14 protein-coding genes are annotated in these 18,245 nt (G+C 71.4%); 10 read left to right on the top strand and 4 right to left on the bottom strand.

All coding sequences use genetic code 11. From position 1 onward, the window contains the following. Positions 1–334 precede the first annotated feature (334 nt). Positions 335–2,455, top strand: a complete 2,121-nt coding sequence (locus tag UG56_RS15945) for a glycosyltransferase family 39 protein (RefSeq protein ID WP_071327126.1) — start codon at positions 335–337, stop codon at positions 2,453–2,455. Then, positions 2,452–3,645, top strand: coding sequence for a glycosyltransferase (locus tag UG56_RS15940; RefSeq protein ID WP_045551941.1), 1,194 nt, complete (start codon positions 2,452–2,454; stop codon positions 3,643–3,645). Before UG56_RS15945 ends, UG56_RS15940 begins: the two co-directional genes overlap by 4 nt. On the opposite strand, the gene UG56_RS15935 is transcribed toward UG56_RS15940, so the two are convergent. Beyond that, a complete protein-coding gene (locus UG56_RS15935) occupies positions 3,617–4,465 on the bottom strand; it encodes a helix-turn-helix transcriptional regulator (RefSeq protein WP_084101131.1) in 849 nt (282 codons plus the stop codon). The genes UG56_RS15940 and UG56_RS15935 overlap by 29 nt on opposite strands. Before the next feature lie 101 nt (positions 4,466–4,566). Here UG56_RS15935 and UG56_RS15930 point away from each other — a divergent pair, with 101 nt between their 5' ends. Then, complete coding sequence (locus UG56_RS15930; protein ID WP_045551939.1) at positions 4,567–5,577, top strand: aldo/keto reductase; 1,011 nt, start codon at positions 4,567–4,569, stop codon at positions 5,575–5,577. Positions 5,578–5,598: 21 nt separating this feature from the next. Here the strand turns inward: UG56_RS15930 and UG56_RS15925 are convergent, their stop codons facing one another. After that, entirely contained in the window at positions 5,599–6,678 is a 1,080-nt protein-coding gene (locus UG56_RS15925) for a citrate synthase (protein ID WP_177191490.1), read from the bottom strand. Between the two features lie 114 nt (positions 6,679–6,792). Between UG56_RS15925 and UG56_RS15920 the strand changes: the two genes are divergently transcribed. The 3 genes from UG56_RS15920 (at position 6,793) to pntB (ending at position 10,931) form a co-directional block, all read left to right on the top strand. Next, complete coding sequence (locus UG56_RS15920) at positions 6,793–7,788, top strand: DUF2332 domain-containing protein (protein ID WP_052694021.1); 996 nt, start codon at positions 6,793–6,795, stop codon at positions 7,786–7,788. Between the two features lie 201 nt (positions 7,789–7,989). After that, positions 7,990–9,519: a Re/Si-specific NAD(P)(+) transhydrogenase subunit alpha gene (locus tag UG56_RS15915; RefSeq protein ID WP_045550912.1), complete on the top strand. Its 1,530-nt coding sequence runs from the start codon at positions 7,990–7,992 to the stop codon at positions 9,517–9,519. A gap of 11 nt (positions 9,520–9,530) precedes the next feature. Beyond that, positions 9,531–10,931, top strand: coding sequence for a Re/Si-specific NAD(P)(+) transhydrogenase subunit beta (pntB, locus tag UG56_RS15910; protein ID WP_045550911.1), 1,401 nt, complete (start codon positions 9,531–9,533; stop codon positions 10,929–10,931). On the opposite strand, the gene UG56_RS15905 is transcribed toward pntB, so the two are convergent. Together UG56_RS15905 and UG56_RS15900 are read right to left on the bottom strand one after the other, a co-directional pair. After that, positions 10,921–12,708, bottom strand: coding sequence for a phosphatidylglycerol lysyltransferase domain-containing protein (locus UG56_RS15905; RefSeq protein WP_052694018.1), 1,788 nt, complete (start codon positions 12,706–12,708; stop codon positions 10,921–10,923). The genes pntB and UG56_RS15905 overlap by 11 nt on opposite strands. Before the next feature lie 132 nt (positions 12,709–12,840). Next, complete coding sequence (locus tag UG56_RS15900; protein WP_045550910.1) at positions 12,841–13,683, bottom strand: helix-turn-helix transcriptional regulator; 843 nt, start codon at positions 13,681–13,683, stop codon at positions 12,841–12,843. 101 nt (positions 13,684–13,784) lie between these two features. On the opposite strand from UG56_RS15900, the gene UG56_RS15895 reads away from it, so the two are divergent. From UG56_RS15895 to UG56_RS15880, 4 genes are all read left to right on the top strand, one after another. Then, positions 13,785–14,651 carry an oxidoreductase gene (locus tag UG56_RS15895; RefSeq protein ID WP_045550909.1) on the top strand — a complete coding sequence of 289 codons (867 nt, stop codon included), beginning with the start codon at positions 13,785–13,787 and terminating at the stop codon, positions 14,649–14,651. Next, positions 14,648–15,379 (top strand): SDR family oxidoreductase, encoded by a 732-nt coding sequence (locus UG56_RS15890; protein ID WP_045550908.1) that lies wholly within the window; start codon positions 14,648–14,650, stop codon positions 15,377–15,379. The genes UG56_RS15895 and UG56_RS15890 overlap by 4 nt, the downstream gene beginning before the upstream one ends. A 65-nt stretch (positions 15,380–15,444) precedes the next feature. Continuing rightward, positions 15,445–16,080 (top strand): YitT family protein, encoded by a 636-nt coding sequence (locus UG56_RS15885; protein WP_045550907.1) that lies wholly within the window; start codon positions 15,445–15,447, stop codon positions 16,078–16,080. Between the two features lie 53 nt (positions 16,081–16,133). Continuing rightward, positions 16,134–16,748 (top strand): nitroreductase family protein, encoded by a 615-nt coding sequence (locus UG56_RS15880; RefSeq protein ID WP_045550906.1) that lies wholly within the window; start codon positions 16,134–16,136, stop codon positions 16,746–16,748. Positions 16,749–18,245 lie beyond the last annotated feature (1,497 nt).

Here is an 18,245-nt window from a genome sequence, read left to right as displayed (position 1 = left end):
CCCGCACCAGCCACAAAGAACAGCCCCGCACAGGGTGGTCTCGACAAGCTCGACCACCGGGGCATCACTTGTCAGTGACACAGGTCGCCGCAACACCCGGCGAAGCCAGCGCCCGCAGGACACCCATGGCACCGGCCCAGACGAGAAGCCCCTCAAGACCGGTCGGCGGCCCACCCCAGCCGCGAAGCAGCAGCCCCGCAAAGAGGCGGTCTCGACAAGCTCGACCGGAGCAGCACCGGACCACGGCACCAGGCCGCGCGGCCGGACAAGGACACAGGCCAACCACAGGTCCGGCGGAGGTGATGCACAGAGACCGCGCCAAACCTTGTGCTCCATGACCGCAACCCTCGATCCAGCAGCGAGCTCGGCGCCTGAAGACGCTGGGGCTGCCACTCTCCGACGACCATGGCGCCCGACCCCTGAACGGGCGTCCCTACTCCTCCTGCTCGGCCTGACCGCGCTCGGCTACCTGTGGACGCTCTCGGAGTCCGGGTACGCCAACCAGTTCTACGCCGCGGCCGCCCAGGCCGGCGGAGAGAGCTGGAAGGCGTGGTTCTTCGGCTCCCTCGACATCGGCAACGCGATCACCGTCGACAAGCCGCCCGCCTCGTTGTGGGTGATGGGCCTGTCCGTACGCCTCTTCGGGCTGTCCTCGTGGAGCATCCTCGCGCCACAGGCGTTGATGGGCGTCGCGACGGTCGGCCTGACGTTCGGCATCGTCAAGAAGGTCGCGCCGTGGCCGGCGGCGATCGCCGCGGGTGCGCTGACCGCGCTGACCCCGGCGGCGGCGCTGATGTTCCGGTTCGACAACCCCGACGCGCTGCTGGTGCTGTTGCTGGTCGGAGCCGGGTTCTCGACCATCAGGGCGATCGAGACCGGCAAGGCGCGTTGGCTGGTGCTGGCCGGCGTACTGCTCGGTTTCGGGTTCCTGACGAAGATGCTGCAGGCGTTCCTGATCGTTCCGGCGATCGCCGCCGTCTACCTGATCGCCGGGCCCGGGTCGTTCCTGAAGCGGGTCCTCCACGGTGTCTACTGCTTCGGCGCGATGCTGCTCGCGGCCGGCTGGTGGATCGCGATCTTCGAGCTCGTCCCGGAGTCGTGGCGGCCCTACATGGACGGCTCGCAGAACAACTCGGTGCTCGAGCTCGCCTTCGGCTACAACGGGATCGGCCGGATCAACGGCGGCGACTACGGCGGGCTCGGCAACGCCGGGTTCGGCAGCGCCGCCGGGATCCTGCGGCTCTTCCAGGGTGTCTCCGGAGGGATGATCACCTGGCTCCTCCCGGCCGCGCTGATCCTGCTCGTCGCGGCACTGGTGTGGCTGCGCAAGGCGCCGCGTACCGACCTGACCCGCGCCACCCTGCTCCTCACCGGTGGGTCGATGCTGGTCACCGGCCTGGTCTTCTCGTTCATGGGCGGCATCTACCACGACTACTACGTCGTCGCGCTGGCTCCGTGGATCGCCGCGACGGCGGTCGTCGGTGCGACCGTGCTCTGGCGACACCGGGCCGGCATCGCCGCCCGGATCGTGCTCGCGGTCACCCTCCTGGCCAGCGCCGTCTGGGCCTGGGTGCTCCTCGGGCAGTCCGACCAGCAGCCGTACGCCACGCTCCGCTGGGTCGTGCTGGCCCTCGGTCTCGGGGCTGCTGCCGGCCTGGCCGTGGTCGCAAGGCTCGAACGGTTCGGCCGCGGGGTCGCGGTGGCGGTCCTGGCCGCGGCCGCGGTGAGCGTGGGCATCGGCCCGGCGGCGTACGCGATCCAGACGATCGGCACCCCGCACACCGGCTCCATCGTGACCGCCGGTCCCTACAGCGGCGGTGGTCCCGGCGGTCTCGGGGGCCCCGGCGGCCCCGTGCGGATGCAGGGCGGCCCCGGCGGCCAGGCGATGCCGGCGATGCCCGGGGGCCAGAACGGCGGTCCGGCCGGTGGCCCGAACGGTGGCCAGGACGGTGGCCAGGACGGTGGCCAGGGACCCGAGCTGTTCCGGCTCGGCGGCGGAGGCGGGATGTTCGGCGGCGACGAGATCAGCGACGAGCTGGCCGAGATGCTGCGTACGAACGCCGGTCGGTACCGCTGGGCGGCCGCGACGACCAGCTCCACGAGCGCGGCGAGCTACCAGCTCGGCAGCGGCGAGTCGGTGATGTCGATCGGCGGCTTCAACGGCACGGCGCCGAGCATCACCCTGAAGCAGTTCCAGGAGTACGTCGCCGACGGCGAGATCCACTACTACATCGCCGGCGGTGGACCCGGCGGCATGGGCTCGTTCGAGCTGCCGGCGGGCATGGAGCTCCCGGGCAACGCGCAGCTCCCGGCCGGGGGCCAGGCCGGTCCCGGCGGCGACCGGGAGTCGTCGGTCTCGACCGAGATCAGCTCCTGGGTCGAGGAGAACTTCACCTCGACCGACGTCGACGGCACCACCGTCTACGACCTGACCCAGCCGAAGGCGGACTCATGAGGACGAGCGAGAGCGCCTCGGCGAGCAGCACGGCGCGGGCGCAGGTGAGGACCGCGGTGGACCTGGTGATCCCCGTCCACAACGAGGAGCAGGGCCTGGAGAGCTCGGTCCGCCGGCTCGACGACTACCTCCGGCACCTGCCCTACGCCACGACGATCACGATCGCCGACAACGCCAGCACCGACGCCACCTGGCAGATCGCCCGGCGGCTGGAGACCGAGCTGACCCGCGTACGCGCCGTCCATCTCGACGAGAAGGGCCGTGGGCGAGCGCTCAAGGCGGCCTGGGCCTCCTCGGACGCCCAGGTGGTCGGCTACATGGACGTCGACCTCTCCACCGACCTGGCCGCGCTCCCGCCGCTGCTCGCGCCGCTCCTGTCCGGTCACTCCGACCTGTCGATCGGCACCCGGCTGGCGAAGGGCAGCCGGATCGTGAGGGGCCCGAAGCGGGACTTCCTCTCGAAGGGCTACAACCTGCTGCTGCGCGGGATCCTCTCCGCGGAGTTCACCGACGCCCAGTGCGGCTTCAAGGCGATCCGCCGCGACACCGCCGAGAAGCTGCTCCCGCTGGTCGAGGACGAGAGCTGGTTCTTCGACACCGAGCTCCTGGTCCTCGCCTCCGAGGCAGGCCTGCGGATCCACGAGGTCCCGGTGGACTGGGTCGACGACCCGGACTCCCGCGTCGACATCGTCGCGACGATCAAGGAGGACCTCGCCGGGATCGGCAGGCTGCTGTTCGGGCTGGTCAGCGGCCGGATCGACCTCGGTGGCGTACGTCCGCCCGGGCCCGTCCGGAGCCCGAGCCTGGCGGCTCAGGTGATCCGGTTCGGGGCCGTCGGGGTGCTGAGCACGCTGGCGTACCTGCTCCTCTACGTGCTGCTCCGCACCGCCGTCGGTGCCCAGGCGGCCAACCTGGTCGCGCTCCTGGTGACCGCTGTCGGCAACACCGCGGCCAACCGCCGGCTGACCTTCGGGATCACCGCGCGGCAGGGTGCGGTGAAGCATCACGTGGCGGGGCTGGCGGCCTTCGGGGTCGGGCTGGCGCTGACCTCGGGATCGCTCGCGCTCCTGCACCTGGCCGCGCCGACGCCCGCGCGGGCGATCGAGATCGTCGTGCTCGTGGCGGCCAACGCCACGGCCACCCTGATCCGCTTCGTCGCCCTCAGGTGGGTGATGAGTCCGCGCGGGTGAGCCGTTGGGTGCCGATCACCCGGAGCAGGTCGAGCTTCTCGGCCGCGTCGGTGCCTTCGGCGGGGAAGTAGGCGACCAGCTGGATCTCCTGCCCCTCGCTGAAGAGCACCTCGCAGCGCACCTCGACGGCACCCACCTCGGGATGGAGGAAGGTCTTCCGGTCGGCGCGGCGTACGCCCACCTCGTGGCGCTCCCAGAGCTCGCGGAACTCCGCGCTCGCGGCGAGCAGATCGTCGACGAGGGCGGTGATGTCGGGTTCGCCGGCGCGACGGGCGTGGGTCGCGCGCAGGTCGCTGACGTGGACGGCCGAGATCCGGTCCCAGTCCTCCTCGGGCATCTGCCGGAAGGCCGGGTCGGTGAACCAGCGCCACACCATGTTCTCGGTCTTCCTCCCGCCGACGCGCAGGTGTCCCATCAGCAGCTCGGCCATCGGGTTGGTGAAGAGCACCTCGCCCAGGTCGTTGCAGATCATCACGGGCAGGTCGGTGAGCCGGCTGGCCAGCGCGACGAGGCCGGGGCGTACGTGGCCCCGACGGGGCGGCGGGTTCATCCCGGCCAGGTGGTAGAGGTGGTCGCGCTCGTCGAGGTCGCACTGCAGCGCGCGGGCGACCGCGTTGACCACCGAGGCCGAGGGCGCCGACCCGCGGGCCTGCTCCAGCCGGGTGTAGTGGTCGGTGGACACACCGGCGAGCATCGCGACCTCCTCGCGACGGAGGCCGGGGGTACGCCGGCGGATGCCTTCCGGCAGGCCGACGTCGGCCGGACGGATCAGGGCCCGACGACGGCGCAGGAAGTCGGCGAATGCCTTGCGGTCGGTCACACCGACCAGTATCGATCCGGCGCCGAGCCTCATCCAGGGACACCCCGTCCCTGGATGAGTCGGCCCTGCCGTACGTCTCGGGGAGCCCGCACGGTGGAGGCATGACGAACTCACAGACAGCCCAGACACAGTTCCAGAAGCGCCGGCTCGGCAGCACCGGACCGGAGGTCACCTCCCCCGCGCTCGGCGGGATGAGCCTGTCCGGCGCCTACGGCGCGGTCGACGACGAGGAGGGCGTACGCGTCATCCACGCCTATCTCGACGCCGGCGGCATCCTCATCGACACCGCCGACTTCTACGGCGCCGGGCACAACGAGATGCTGATCGCCCGGGCGCTGCGCGAGCGGGAGCGGGACGACGTGGTGCTCTCGGTGAAGTTCGGGGCCCTCCTGACGCCGGTCGGGATGCCGGCCGGTTTCGACGGCCGCCCGGAGGCGGTGCGGTCTTCCCTCACCTATTCGCTCCAGCGGCTCGGCACCGACCACGTCGACATCTACCGCCCCGCCCGCCTGGACCCGCAGGTGCCGATCGAGGAGACCGTGGGTGCGGTCCAGGAGCTGGTGGAGGCTGGCTACGTACGCCACATCGGGCTCAGCGAGGTCAGCGCCGACACGATCCGGCGGGCCGCCGCGGTGGCCCCGATCAGCGATTTGCAGATCGAGTACTCCCTGCTCAGCCGGGGGATCGAGGCCAACGGCATCCTCGACACCTGCCGGGAGCTGGGGATCGGCATCACCGCGTACAGCGTCCTCGGTCGCGGCCTGATCGGCGGCAGCGGTGCCCTCGGCGGCTCGCTCGCGCACATGCCGCGCTTCCAGGGCGACAACCTCGACCACAACCGCGCCCTGCTGGTCACCCTGGAGGAGATCGCCGCGGCCAAGGGCGTCACCCTGGCGCAGCTGGCGATCGCCTGGGTCGCCGCCCGCGGCGAGCACATCGTCCCCGTCATCGGCTCGCGCCGGGTGAGCCAGGTCGAGTCCATGGCCGGCGCCAACGCGGTCCATCTCGACGACACCGACCTGGCTCGCATCGACGCCGCCGTCCCCGTCGGCGCCGCGCGCGGTGACCGCTACCCGACCCACTTCATGACCCAGCTCGACAGCGAAAACTGACGTCTCGCTGTCAGGATCGGGTCAGGCGGTGGGGTCGATCGCGCGCCAGCGGAGCGGGTCCTCCTCCGACTCCTCGACGATGTGGGCGGCGAGGCCGACCGTACGTCCCACCTGGAAGAGCACCTCGGCGGCATCGTCGGGCAGGCCGCAGGTGAGCACGAGCGCGGCGAGCGCGCCGTCGATGTTCGGCCGGCGCTCGGTCCGCGACGCGATCTCGTCCAGGCGCGCCAGGGTCGGCGCCGCACCCTCGACCAGCGCGAGGCGGGCGAGGATCGCGTCGGCCCGCGGGTCGCCCTCGGGGTGTCGCCAGTGCCCGAAGCCGGGCACCGGCAGGCTCGGTTCGGCCGGCGGGCCGTCCCGCAGCACCGCGAGGGCGGACGGGCCGATGCCGCCGTGCAGCTGCCCGGCGAGCGCGGCATAGCCGGCGACCAGGCAGTCGTACGCCGAGGCCCGCGCCGAGGCCGCGACCCGGGCCGCCACCACCGAGGCCGCCAGGCCGTGGTCGACGAGCGCGACCAGCGCCGTGTTGAGAGTGGCCACCTCCCGCGGGCTGCCGGGGCGCCCGGCGACGGCGGCGAAGAGCGCCTCGTCGATCGGCCGGTGGGGCTCGGTCCGGCCGCCGAGCGCGGCGGGTGCTGCCCTGATCAGCCCCTTGGCGACACCGGCCGCCGCAGCGGGCCCCACCCACTCGCCGCGCGACCCCGCCCACTGCGCCAGCGCGGCGAGCCGGCGGTCGAGCGGCAGCGCGGTCAGGTGAGCCGGCGCCTCGATGGCGAGCGCCGGGCCGTCGCCCAGAACGAGATCGACCACCTCCTCGAACGGCTCGTCGGCCAGGTCGGCCAGCGGCACGCCGCGCAGGAACAGCTCCCCCTCGCGTACCTCGCTCACGCTCGAGCGGACCGAACGCATCGGCAGCACGCCGAGCGGGGAGCCGGGGTGGTGCCGGGTGCTGGCCAGTGCGTCGATCTCGGCGCGGTCGAACAGGCTCTCCCCGCCGCTGCGGCGCCGGGTGAGCAGACGCCGGCTGACATAGGTGTAGAGCGTCGTGCGCTTCACCCCGAGGCGCTGGGCGGCCTCCCGGGTCGTGATCCACTCCGTCACGACGTCACTCTCGCCCATCGACCTGCTCCGGCGCCATGTCGACTCGATCGACATCGCGTGCCCGGCCCCCGCGGCGGCACGGTGGGCTCTCGACCCGTTCCAGGAGGAGACGCCGTGTTGCCGCTGAACGACCTGACCGACATCCGGGAGAACTACCGCTACCACGCCGCCGAGATGTCCACCTCGCCCTGCTACCACGCCTGGGCGAGCGCCGTCGCCGACGATCCGGACGTGCTCCGGGTGCTCAGCGACCTGCCTACGCTGAAGCAGCAGGCCAACCTCGTCTTCGCCGCAGCCCGGTGGCACGGCCTGGCCCCCGGCCCCTATGCCGAGCTCCGGGCCATGCTCCTCGGCCCCGAGTGGCCGGCGGTGCGCGAGACGATCCTGACGCGGCGTACGCAGACCAACGAGGTCGCCCGGCTGGCGGCGCTGACCCCGGCGCTCGGCATGCTCGGGGACGGGCCGCTCGCCCTGGTGGAGCTCGGTGCCAGCGCCGGCCTGTGTCTCTACCCGGACCGCTACGACTACGTCTGGGACGGTGCCGGCGAGCTCCGCGGGTCCGGCGGGCCGACGATCCGGGTCCCGTCGGTCGGGCCGGTCCCGGTCCCCGGACGGCACCCACGCATCACCGCGCGCATCGGGATCGACCTCGACCCGCTCGACGTCACCGACCCCGAGGACATGAGCTGGCTGCTCACCCTGATCTGGCCCGGCCACGACGAGCGTCACGACCGCCTCGCCGCGGCGATCGAGGTGACCAGGGCCGAGCCACCCCGGCTGATCGCCGGGGACATGCTCGACCGGCTGGACGGCGCGCTGGAGATCGCCGCCGCCTCGGGCGGTACGCCCGTGGTCCACCACAGCGCCGCCGCGGCCTACCTGGACGAGCGTGATCGCGTCGAGCTCGAGAACCGCATGCGTACGCTGGTCGCGGGCGGCCGCTGCCACTGGATCAGCCTGGAGGGCCCGCGGGTGATCCCCTCCCTCGCCACCGCGGAGCCGAGCCCGCTCGCCGCGGACCACTTCTCTCTCGCGGTCGACGGGCGAGCGGTCGGCTGGCTCCAGGGCCATGGCGCGGCACTCGGCTGGGCGCCACCCGTGAGACCGTGAGGAAGACCACAGGTATTGGACCGATACAACCGGACAACCCTGGTGTCCACCTGCTGATCTGCCCTACCGTTACCGGCCAGTAACCAGCACGGTGGGGTTCCGGTCGTTGCCGGTCGTCCATCGGTCACACGCAGATCGGCTGACCGGAACCCCGCCATGCTGGAGACTGAAGACACCGCGTAGCAGACGAAGGAGCCGAGGATGCTCATCGGAGTGACCCGAGAGACGAAGCCTGGGGAGACTCGGGTGGCGGCAACACCCGCGACGGTCAAACAGCTGACCGGTCTGGGCTATGACGTCGTCATCGAGGGTGGCGCCGGGGAGGCGTCCAGCTTCACGGACGAGGCGTACGCCGAGGCCGGCGCCCGCATCGGCACGGCCGCCGACGCGTGGGGTGCCGATCTGGTCTTCCGCGTCAACGCGCCCTCCATCGACGAGGTCGAGCTACTGAAGAGCGGCGCCACGCTGGTCGCCCCGCTCGCGCCGGCACAGAACAGTGAGCTGCTCGACGCCCTGGCCGCCCGCAAGGTCGACGCCTTCGCGATGGATGCGGTGCCGCGTATCTCGCGGGCGCAGTCCATGGACATCCTCTCCAGCCAGGCCAACATCGCCGGCTACCGCGCCGTGGTCGAGGCCGCCCACCACTTCGGCCGCTTCTTCACCGGCCAGGTGACCGCTGCGGGCAAGGTGCCGCCGGCGAAGGTGCTCGTGGCCGGTGCCGGTGTGGCCGGTCTGGCCGCCATCGGCGCGGCGAGCTCGCTCGGCGCGATCGTCCGCGCGACCGACCCCCGTCCGGAGGTCGCCGACCAGGTCAAGTCGCTCGGTGGTGAATACCTGAAGGTCGAGGTCGAGGTCGAGGAGTCGACCGACGGCTACGCCAAGGCGACCTCGGAGGCCTACGACCAGCGCGCCGCGGAGATCTACTCCGAGCAGGCCGAGGACGTCGACATCATCGTGACCACCGCGCTGATCCCGGGGCGCCCGGCGCCGAAGCTGATCACCGCGGCCGACGTGGCCTCCATGAAGCCCGGGTCGGTCATCGTCGACATGGCGGCCGCGATGGGCGGCAACGTCGAGGGCACGGTCGCCGGTGAGGTCATCACCACCGACAACGGCGTGACGATCATCGGCTACACCGACCTGCCCGCGCGTCTTCCCGCGCAGTCCAGCCAGCTCTACGGCACCAACCTGGTCAACCTGATGAAGCTGGTGACGCCCGAGAAGGACGGCGTGCTCGCCCTCGATCTCGAGGACCAGGTCCAGCGCGGCCTGACCGTCGTGCACGACGGCGGCGTGCTCTGGCCGCCGCCGCCGGTGCAGGTCTCGGCGGCTCCGGCCGCCGCGGCTCCCGCCGAGGTCGCGGTCAAGGAGGAGAAGAAGCCGCTCTCCGCCGGCGCGAAGCTCGCGCTCGTCGGCACCGGTGCGCTCGCGCTCTTCCTGCTCAACGCGGTCGCTCCGGCCGAGATCACCCGGCACTTCACCGTGCTGACGCTCTCGGTGGTGATCGGGTTCTACGTCATCGGTCACGTCCACCACGCCCTGCACACCCCGCTGATGTCGGTGACCAACGCGATCTCCGGGATCGTCGTGGTGGGCGCCCTGCTGCAGCTCACCGTCGCCGACAACGTGGTCCTGGTGCTCGCGGGCATCGCCACGCTGCTGGCGAGCATCAACATCTTCGGTGGCTTCGCCGTGACCCGCCGCATGCTCTCGATGTTCCGGAAGGCCTGAGGGACGAAACCATGGATATCTTCTCGATCGCCGGCGCGGCCTACCTCGTCGCCGCCCTCCTCTTCATCCTGTCGCTGGCAGGTCTGTCCAAGCACGAGACCGCCTCGCAGGGCTGGGTCTACGGCGTCTCCGGCATGGCGCTGGCGCTGATCGCGACCGTTCTCCAGGTCGCCGACGCGGGCACGAGCACCGCCATCCTGGTCCTGGTCGGCGCGGTCGCCATCGGTGCGGTCATCGGTCTGTGGCGTGCCAAGGTCGTCGAGATGACCGGCATGCCTGAGCTGATCGCGCTGCTGCACTCCTTCGTGGGTCTGGCCGCCGTCCTCATCGGCTGGAACGGCCACTTCGAGGCCGCCGCGGGCCACCTTCACGGCGGCGCCATCCACGACGCCGAGGTCTTCATCGGCGTCTTCATCGGCGCGGTCACCTTCACCGGCTCGATCGTCGCCTTCCTGAAGCTCTCGGCGCGGATCAAGTCGGCGCCGCTGATGCTGCCGGGCAAGAACGTGATCAACATCGGCGCGCTGGTCGTCTTCGTGATCCTGACGGTCGTCTACGTCATCAACCCGACGCTCCCGCTGCTGATCGCCGTCACCGTCGTGGCGCTGGCGCTCGGCTGGCACCTGGTCGCCTCCATCGGTGGCGGCGACATGCCGGTCGTGGTCTCGATGCTCAACAGCTACTCCGGGTGGGCCGCGGCCGCCTCGGGCTTCCTCCTGGGCAACGACCTGCTGATCGTCACCGGTGCCCTCGTCGGCTCCTCCGGTGCGTACCTCTCCTACATCATGTGCAAGGCGATGAACCGCTCGTTCATCTCGGTCATCGCCGGCGGGTTCGGCATCGAGGCCGGGCCGTCCGGTGACGTCGACTACGGCGAGCACCGCGAGATCAACGCCGAGGACACCGCCGACCTCCTCGCCGGCGCCTCCTCCGTGGTCATCACCCCGGGCTACGGCATGGCCGTCGCCCAGGCGCAGTACCCGGTCGCCGAGCTCACCCGCATCCTGCGTGGGCGCGGTGTCGACGTCCGCTTCGGCATCCACCCGGTCGCCGGCCGTCTCCCGGGCCACATGAACGTGCTGCTGGCCGAGGCCAAGGTGCCCTACGACATCGTCCTGGAGATGGACGAGATCAACGACGACCTCGCCGAGACCGACGTCGTCCTGGTCATCGGTGCCAACGACACCGTCAACCCGGCCGCCGCCGAGGACCCCGGCAGCCCGATCGCCGGCATGCCCGTCCTGCGGGTCTGGGAGGCCAAGAACGTGGTCGTCTTCAAGCGGTCGATGGCCGCGGGCTACGCCGGTGTGCAGAACCCGCTCTTCTTCCGGGACAACTCGCAGATGCTCTTCGGCGACGCCAAGACCAAGGTCGACGAGATCGTCGGCGCGCTGCTCCGCGTCAACGCCTGACTGCCGGCGACCGGCCAGGTGCCGGCCGCGTGACCTCGTGTCCCGCGGCCGGCGCGTCGGGTTCGATCTCGGGAGCCTTGCGCCCCGGGAGACGCAGCCACGTGGGCAGGGCGAGGAACGCCTCGGCGCGCAGGGCGGCGGTGGCCACGGTCGGGATGTCGGAGGGGCCCTCGTAGGCGATGAAGCGCGGCGCCCACTCGGGGTGGTACTTCGCGTTGGCGCGGTAGAGCGACTCGATCTGGGCGAAGCGCGAGGCCCACAGCAGCACCGCCCGCCAGGCCCGGACGTACGGCCCGGCGCCGAGCCGCTCGCCGTGGGCGAAGACGCTGCGGAAGACGGCGAAGTTGAGGGAGATCTTGGAGATCCCGAGATCGGGCGCCCACTGGCAGAGGGTGGCGACCATCAGCTCGATGACACCGTTCTCGGAGTCGCGCGAGCGGCGCATCAGGTCGAGCGAGAGCGCGTCGTCGCCCCACGGGACGAAGTGGAGCAGACCGACCAGGTCGCCGTCGCCGTCCCGGGCGAGCACCAGCAGCGCATCGCCGTCGGCAGGGTCGCCGAAGCGCCCCAGGGCCATGGAGAAGCCGCGCTCGACCTCGCCCTCGCGCCAGGCGTCCGCCCGCTCCCGCACCAGCTCCAGGGTCTCGGCGGCGAGGTCCTTCACGCGGACGCAGTCGGCGGTGACGCCGGCGCGCCGGGTCCGGGAGACCGCCTGGCGTACGCCGCGCATCGAGCGTCCCTCGAGACTGAACTCGGAGAGGTGCACGATCGCCTCGTCGCCCAGCTCGAGGACGTTGAGCCCGGCCTTGCACAGGGCCGTGGCGCCGCGTTCGGAGGAGCCGAGGTTGGCGGGCGTCCAGCCGTAGGAGCGGGCCTCGTCGAGCCAGGCACCGATCGCGCCCGGCCACGCCGACGGGTTGCCGACCGGATCGCCTGCCGACAGCGACGTGCTGCCGACGACGCGGTAGGACATCGCGGCCTGGCCGCAGGGACTGAAGATCACCGAACGGTCGCCGCGGGTGGCGAAGTAGGAGAGCGAGTCGACCCAGCCCCACTTCGCGAGCAGGCCGCGCACGCGCGACTCCTCGTCATCGGTGAGGTGGTGCGGGCCGTCGGCCGGCTGCACCGCGACCAGGAGCGCCACCAGCAGCAGGGCGGCGCCCAGGACGGCCAGGCCCACCGCCGACCGGGCTGCGGCGATGTCGCTGACGAAGTCGATCGGCCCGGGGATCCCGGCCAGCCCGAGCAGCGCCTGCAGCAGCCGTTCGGAGCCGGTCGTGTCGGCGAGCTGGCCGCGGGTCGCGATCGCGAGCCAGCCGTAGCCCACCCCGGTCGCGACCACAGGGCCGAGCAGCACCACGGCCAGCAGCCGCAGTCGCGAGCGCGGGTCCGGTCGTGCGGCGAAGTTGCGGCGGGCGCTGATGAGGAGAGCGGTCAGGAGCGCACAGAGCAGTGCCTCGACCAGGCTCAGCGCACGGACGACCTGGAAGACGGTGTCCACCGCCACCAGCACCGTCGCGATCAGCCAGGCGCGGTGCTTGCCGCGGCGCAGCGAGCGCGCCAGGACCAGCAGGATCACGCCGATCGCGAGCGAGCCCGTCGTCGCCGCCGCCGGGAAGACGTCGGGAACCATGTTCTCGACGAGGTCGGTACGCCGCGCCAGATCGGGTGCGAGGACCCCGAGAAGGGTGACGATGCCGACGCCGAGAACGACGTTGCTGACCGCTCGCGGCGACTGCAGCGTACGGAGGGCCCTGGAGGCGCGCCTGTGTGCCATGGCGCAGATCCTAGGCCTCGATCGTCGCGCGTCCCATTGGGCGGGTATCCCAGCCCTGACCAGCGGAAACGTGACGCAGATCTCGCCTTGCCACACAGCATGGGACCGGTGTGCGGCAGACCGGCCGAGCGGTCACGGTCGTGATTCCTCGGCCGTTCTCCGTGTGGCGGCGAGCGTGCCGAGCAGCTTGAGGGCGTCGGCGCTCTGCGTGGCCGGCTCGGCGTGGTAGACGATGAGCTCCTGGCCGGGCGCCGACTTCACGTCGAAGGCGTTCATCCACAGAGTCATCTCGCCGACCTCGGGGTGGCGGAACCGCTTGGACTCCATGCGTTTGCGGCGGGCCTCGTGGCGCTCCCACAGCCGGGCGAAGTCGGGGCTCTGGGCGAGCATCATGTCGACGACCTCGTTGATCCGCGGCTCGGTGGGATCCTCGCCGTACGCCATCCGCAGCCCGGCCACCGTGTAGGCGGCGACGTGCTCCCAGTCGGGGTAGAGGCTGCGCCCGCCCGGGTCGAGGAAGATCTTCACCACCAGGTTGGCGCCCCGCTCGAAGCCCCCGAAGAGGGCGTACGCCAGGGCGTTCCCGGCCAGCAGGTCGTAGCCGCGACCGAGAACGATCGCCGGGTTGTCGGGCCACATGTCGAGGAGGCGCCGCAGCTCCGGGTCGACCCGCTGCGTCGGAGTCGTACGCCGCGCTCCCGGCGCCACGCCGGCGAGCTGGAACAGGTGCAGCCGCGCGTCCTCGTCCAGGATCAGCACCTGCGCCAGCGCGTCCAGCACCTGCGCCGACGGGCTGCGCTCGCGGCCCTGCTCGAGACGTACGTAGTAGTCGACACTCATCCCGGCCTGGGTCGCGACCTCCTCGCGCCGCAGGCCCGGCACCCGGCGACGGCCGAAGTCCGGGATCCCGGCCGCCGCGGGGGTGATCTGGGCGCGCCGGGCCCGCAGGAAGTCGCCCAGGAGGTTGTCGGCCATATCCCCAGGCTAGAGGGCGGATCCGCGCGATGCCTGGGTGTGCTGCTCCCAGGCAGAACGCGTCCTGTTGCCGCGGGCGCGACCGGCCGATCGTCGAGGGTATGAACCACAACGGAACCACCACATCCAGGACCTGGCTGATCACGGGAGCCTCCCGCGGCTTCGGCCAGGCGTACGCCGCGGCGGCCCTCGCCCGAGGCGACCGGGTCGCCGCCACCGTCCGTGCTTCGGATGCCCTCGACGGGCTCCGGGAGCGGTACCCGGACACGCTGCTCCCGCTCACCCTCGATGTCACCGACCGGGACGCCGTCCGGGCGGGTGTCGCCCAGACCGAGGAGCGGCTCGGCCCTCTGGACGTCGTCGTCAACAACGCCGGCTACGGCCACTTCGGCGCGGTCGAGGAGCTGACTCCGACCGAGCTGCGGGACCAGATCGAGACCAACCTCTTCGGTGTCCTCCACGTCACCCAGGCGGTGCTCCCCCGCATGCGGTCCCGCGGGGCCGGCCACCTCGTGCAGGTCTCCTCGATCGGCGGCATCGGTGCCTTTCCCAACGTCGGGGCCTACCACGCCTCCAAGTGGGCGCTGGAGGGGCTCAGCGAGGCACTTGCCGCCGAGGTCGCCCGGTTCGGCATCCGGGTCACCATCGTCGAGCCCGGCGCCTTCGGCACCGACTGGAGCGGTCCGTCCGCCCGTCACAGCACACCGTTGGACGCCTACGACCCCATGCGTGAGGAGGCCGCCGCGCGTCGCGCAGGCTTCGGCGTCGGCGACCCGGCCGCCGCCGCGCACGCGCTGCTGGAGATCGTCGACGCACCCGAGCCGCCGCTGCGGGTGCTGTTCGGCGCCCAGGCTCCGGAGCTGATCCGAGGCATCTACGAGCGGCGGCTCGCCGAGTGGGACGCGTGGGGACACCTCGCCGTCCGGTCGCACGGCGAGGCTGAGCCGGCCGGGGTGAGCGCGCGATGACCAGCGACCCGAAGATCGTCCTCGTCACCGGCGCCTCCAGCGGCATCGGCGAGGCCACCGCCCGGCGGCTCGCCGCCGAGGGACACCACGTCGTGCTCGCCGCCCGCCGCAAGGACCGCCTCGACGAGATCGTCGCCGACCTGACCGGCGCCGGGCAGTCGGCCGAGGGACATGCCCTCGACGTCACGGACCTCGCTGCGTACAAGGCCCTTGTCGACGATGTCGTCGCACGCCAGGGGCGCATCGACGCGCTCGTGGGCAACGCCGGGGTCATGCTGCTGTCCCGTCTCGACGCGCTGCTGGTCGAGGAGTGGGACCGGATGATCGACGTCAACGTACGCGGCCTCCACCACGGGATCGCTGCCGTCCTGCCGCACTTCCGACGGCTCGGTGGCGGGCACTTTGTCACCATCGCCTCGATCGCCGCCCACCAGGTCAGCCCGACTGCTGCGCTGTACGCCGCCACCAAGCACGCGGCGTGGGCGCTCACCGAGGGCCTGCGGCAGGAATCCGACCCGTCGATCAGGGTCACCACGATCTCGCCGGGCGTGGTCACCTCCGAGCTTGCCGCCCATATCACCGACCCCGGGGCGGCCGAGCTGATGACGACCTACCGTTCCCACCAGATCCCCGCAGATGCGATCGCACGGGCGGTCGGTTTCGCCCTCGCGCAGCCGCCGGACGTCGATGTCAACGAGATCGTCGTGCGCCCGACAGGGCAGCGGTGAAGCCGCCGGGAGTGGTGCAGATCTCGTCCTTCTGAATTCCCCGGGGCTCGGGCGCGGCACCCAGAATGAGTGTCGTGTCCGAGCCGTTGACAGACTCCCTCGAGTCGATCCGCGTCCCCCACACGTTGCTGGAGGACGCGCTCGGCTACGCGACCAGCATCGTGGTGACCTCGCTGGGGCTCCACCTGATCCAGTCGGTCGGCTCGGTGACCGGTGGCACCGCCGGCCTGAGCCTGCTGGTGAGCTACTGGACCGGGCTGTCGTTCGAGGTGCTCTTCGTGCTGGTCAACCTGCCCTTCTTCGGGCTCGCGCTCTCCAAGAAGGGCATCGGGTTCACGCTCCGGTCGCTGGGCTGCGTCATCGCGGTCTCCCTGATGACCCGGGTCCACGCCGACCTGCTCCAGCTCGACGGCCTCGACACCGTCTACGGCGTCGTGGCCGGCAACCTGCTCGTCGGCCTCGGGCTGCTGGTGATCTTCCGTCACGGCGCCTCGCTGGGCGGCTTCAACGTGCTGGCCCTGCTCCTCCAGGAGCGGCTCAACCTGCGAGCCGGGTACGTCCAGATGGGCCTCGACATCAGCGTCATCCTGCTCGCGCTCTTCGTCGTCTCGCCCGTGACCGTCCTGCTCTCCGCGGTCGGCGCGGTCGTCCTCAACATCATCCTGGCCTTCAACCACCGGCCCGGCCGCTACCTCGCCTGACGCTCGCTGAGACGGTTTGTCTCCCAAGTCAGTAGACATTGCAGAATAGGGGCATGACTGCCGCGAAGCGCGCGCCCCAGCCCGGGGCCGAGGACCTGACCGAGCACCTGCGTGACCGCTGGTCGGTGAGTGTCTTCGACCCGGCCCACGAGCTCGCCGACGGCGAGATCAGGCTGCTCCTCGAGGCGGCCCGGTGGGCGCCCAGCGCGGGCAACAGCCAGCCGTGGTCGTTCCTGGTCCTGCCCCGCGGATCTGCCGGGCACCAGACCTTCGTGACCCACCTCTCCCGCGGCAACTCCGGCTGGGTGCCGCGGGCCTCGGCCGTCTTCGTCGCGATCGCCCAGGTCGCCGAGGACCCGGACGGCAACGGCCCGAAGTGGGCCGACTACTCCTTCTACGACCTCGGTCAGGCGGCCGCGCACCTGACCGTCCAGGCCGCATCGCTCGGGCTGTCCTCCCACCAGTTCGCCGGGTTCGACCATGGTGCCGTGGCAGCGGCCTTCGGCGTACCGGACTGGTGGAAGGTGATGACCGGGATCGCGGTCGGTCTCCACGGCGACCCCGCGCAGGTCGACCCGCGCGATGCCGAGCGCGAGGAGCGCGAGCGCGTCCGGCGGCCGCTCGAGGAGATCGCGTACGCCGACACGTGGGGCACGCCCTGGGCCTGATGCTCCCGCGTGGGCCGTCCGGGGAGCGGTCCAAAAAGGTCGTACCCGGCGGGGCATCGGTCTAAGGTGCCCGGGTGGAAAGCGGTCAGGGAGCAGGACGGCTCCGGCGCGCGGCGGTAGGGCTGCTCGTGCTGGGGCTGCTGGGTGCTGGGCTGGTGACGACCGCGCCGGCAGCCGTCGCGGCACCCGAGGACGGCGTCGGAGAGTCCTCCCGGACCCGCTACGTGCTCGACGAGAAGGCGAAGACCGTCGAGGTCGAGTCCAAGGTCACGGTCACCAACCTGCAGCCGAGCACGGCCACCACCTACTACTTCCTGACCGGCCACGCGATCCCGGTGCCGCTCGGCGCGACGAAGGTGCGGGCGACCAGCAACGGCGCGAAGCTGCCGGTGCGCACCGAGAAGATCAAGGGCACCGGTCTCGAGGTGGTGTCGGTCTCCTTCCCCAACCTCTACTACGGCAAGTCGCGCACGATCACCTGGACGTACGAGCTGAAGGGCGCGCCGATCCGGGCGAAGAGGAACCACATCCGGATCGGTGAGGGCTATGCCGTCTTCCCCGTGATCGGCCTCGGGGACGACGGCGAGGTGACCGTCGACGTCGTGCTGCCGAAGTCGATGACGTTCACCGCCTCCTCGGGCGACTTCACCAAGAAGACCAAGGGCCGGACGACGACCTGGCACTCCGAGGGTGACTTCGTCGACGCCGGTGTCTCCGCCCGCGACCCGAAGGCCTTCGACGAGAAGAAGATCGAGGTCGGCGACACGAAGCTGTCGCTGCAGAGCTTCCCCGAGGACGAGGAGTGGCTCGACTTCGTCGAGAAGCGGGTCGCCGAGGGCATGCCGGTGCTGGAGGAGCTGACCGGCAACGAGTGGCCCGGCGGCCTGGAGACGATCCGTGAGGACGGCTCCGCGGAGGCCGTCGGCTACGCCTGGTTCGACTCCGACGCCGACGAGATCGTCGTCTCCGAGGACCTGGACACGGCGATCCTCTACCACGAGATGACCCACGCCTGGATCAACCCCGACCTCGTCGAGGGCCGCTGGCTGAGCGAGGGCCTGACCGAGCTCGTGGCCCAGCGCGCGACGAAGAAGGTCGGCGCCAAGGGCCAGGAGTACGACAAGGTGAAGCGTCGCAGCAAGGCGGCGTTCCCCCTGCTGACCTGGGACTCCGCCGACTGGAGCCAGGAGAAGGACGCCTATGGCTATCCGGCCGCCTACACCGCCGTCTCCGCCATGCTCGCGGACCTCTCCGACGAGGAGCTGACCCATGTGGTCGACGACCTCTACGACGGCCGCAGCGGCTACGGCGCCGATGACCGGGCCACCGCCGGTCAGGTCGACTGGCGCACCTTCGTCGACATCGTGCAGCGCTACGACACCGACGCGTCCCCGGAGAAGCCGCTGAAGACCTGGGTGCTCACCCGCGCCGAGGCCAAGCAGCTCGGGCCCAGGGCCGAGGCCCGGAAGGCGTACGCCGCGGTCGACCGCGCCGACG

It is taken from the genome of Nocardioides luteus, from assembly GCF_000960475.2.
Lineage (GTDB): Bacteria > Actinomycetota > Actinomycetes > Propionibacteriales > Nocardioidaceae > Nocardioides > Nocardioides luteus_A.
This window is presented reverse-complemented; position numbering and strand designations above follow the sequence as displayed.

Bases quoted from the DNA above. Each gene is read 5' to 3' on its own strand.
- UG56_RS15885 (WP_045550907.1), top strand. From the start codon at position 15,445: ATGAGTGTCGTGTCCGAGCCGTTGACAGACTCCCTCGAGTCGATCCGC.
- UG56_RS15930 (WP_045551939.1), top strand. From the start codon at position 4,567: ATGACGAACTCACAGACAGCCCAGACACAGTTCCAGAAGCGCCGGCTC.
- UG56_RS15895 (WP_045550909.1), top strand. From the start codon at position 13,785: ATGAACCACAACGGAACCACCACATCCAGGACCTGGCTGATCACGGGA.
- pntB (WP_045550911.1), top strand. From the start codon at position 9,531: ATGGATATCTTCTCGATCGCCGGCGCGGCCTACCTCGTCGCCGCCCTC.
- UG56_RS15890 (WP_045550908.1), top strand. From the start codon at position 14,648: ATGACCAGCGACCCGAAGATCGTCCTCGTCACCGGCGCCTCCAGCGGC.
- UG56_RS15915 (WP_045550912.1), top strand. From the start codon at position 7,990: ATGCTCATCGGAGTGACCCGAGAGACGAAGCCTGGGGAGACTCGGGTG.
- UG56_RS15880 (WP_045550906.1), top strand. From the start codon at position 16,134: ATGACTGCCGCGAAGCGCGCGCCCCAGCCCGGGGCCGAGGACCTGACC.
- UG56_RS15905 (WP_052694018.1), bottom strand. From the start codon at position 12,708: ATGGCACACAGGCGCGCCTCCAGGGCCCTCCGTACGCTGCAGTCGCCG.
- UG56_RS15900 (WP_045550910.1), bottom strand. From the start codon at position 13,683: ATGGCCGACAACCTCCTGGGCGACTTCCTGCGGGCCCGGCGCGCCCAG.
- UG56_RS15940 (WP_045551941.1), top strand. From the start codon at position 2,452: ATGAGGACGAGCGAGAGCGCCTCGGCGAGCAGCACGGCGCGGGCGCAG.
- UG56_RS15945 (WP_071327126.1), top strand. From the start codon at position 335: ATGACCGCAACCCTCGATCCAGCAGCGAGCTCGGCGCCTGAAGACGCT.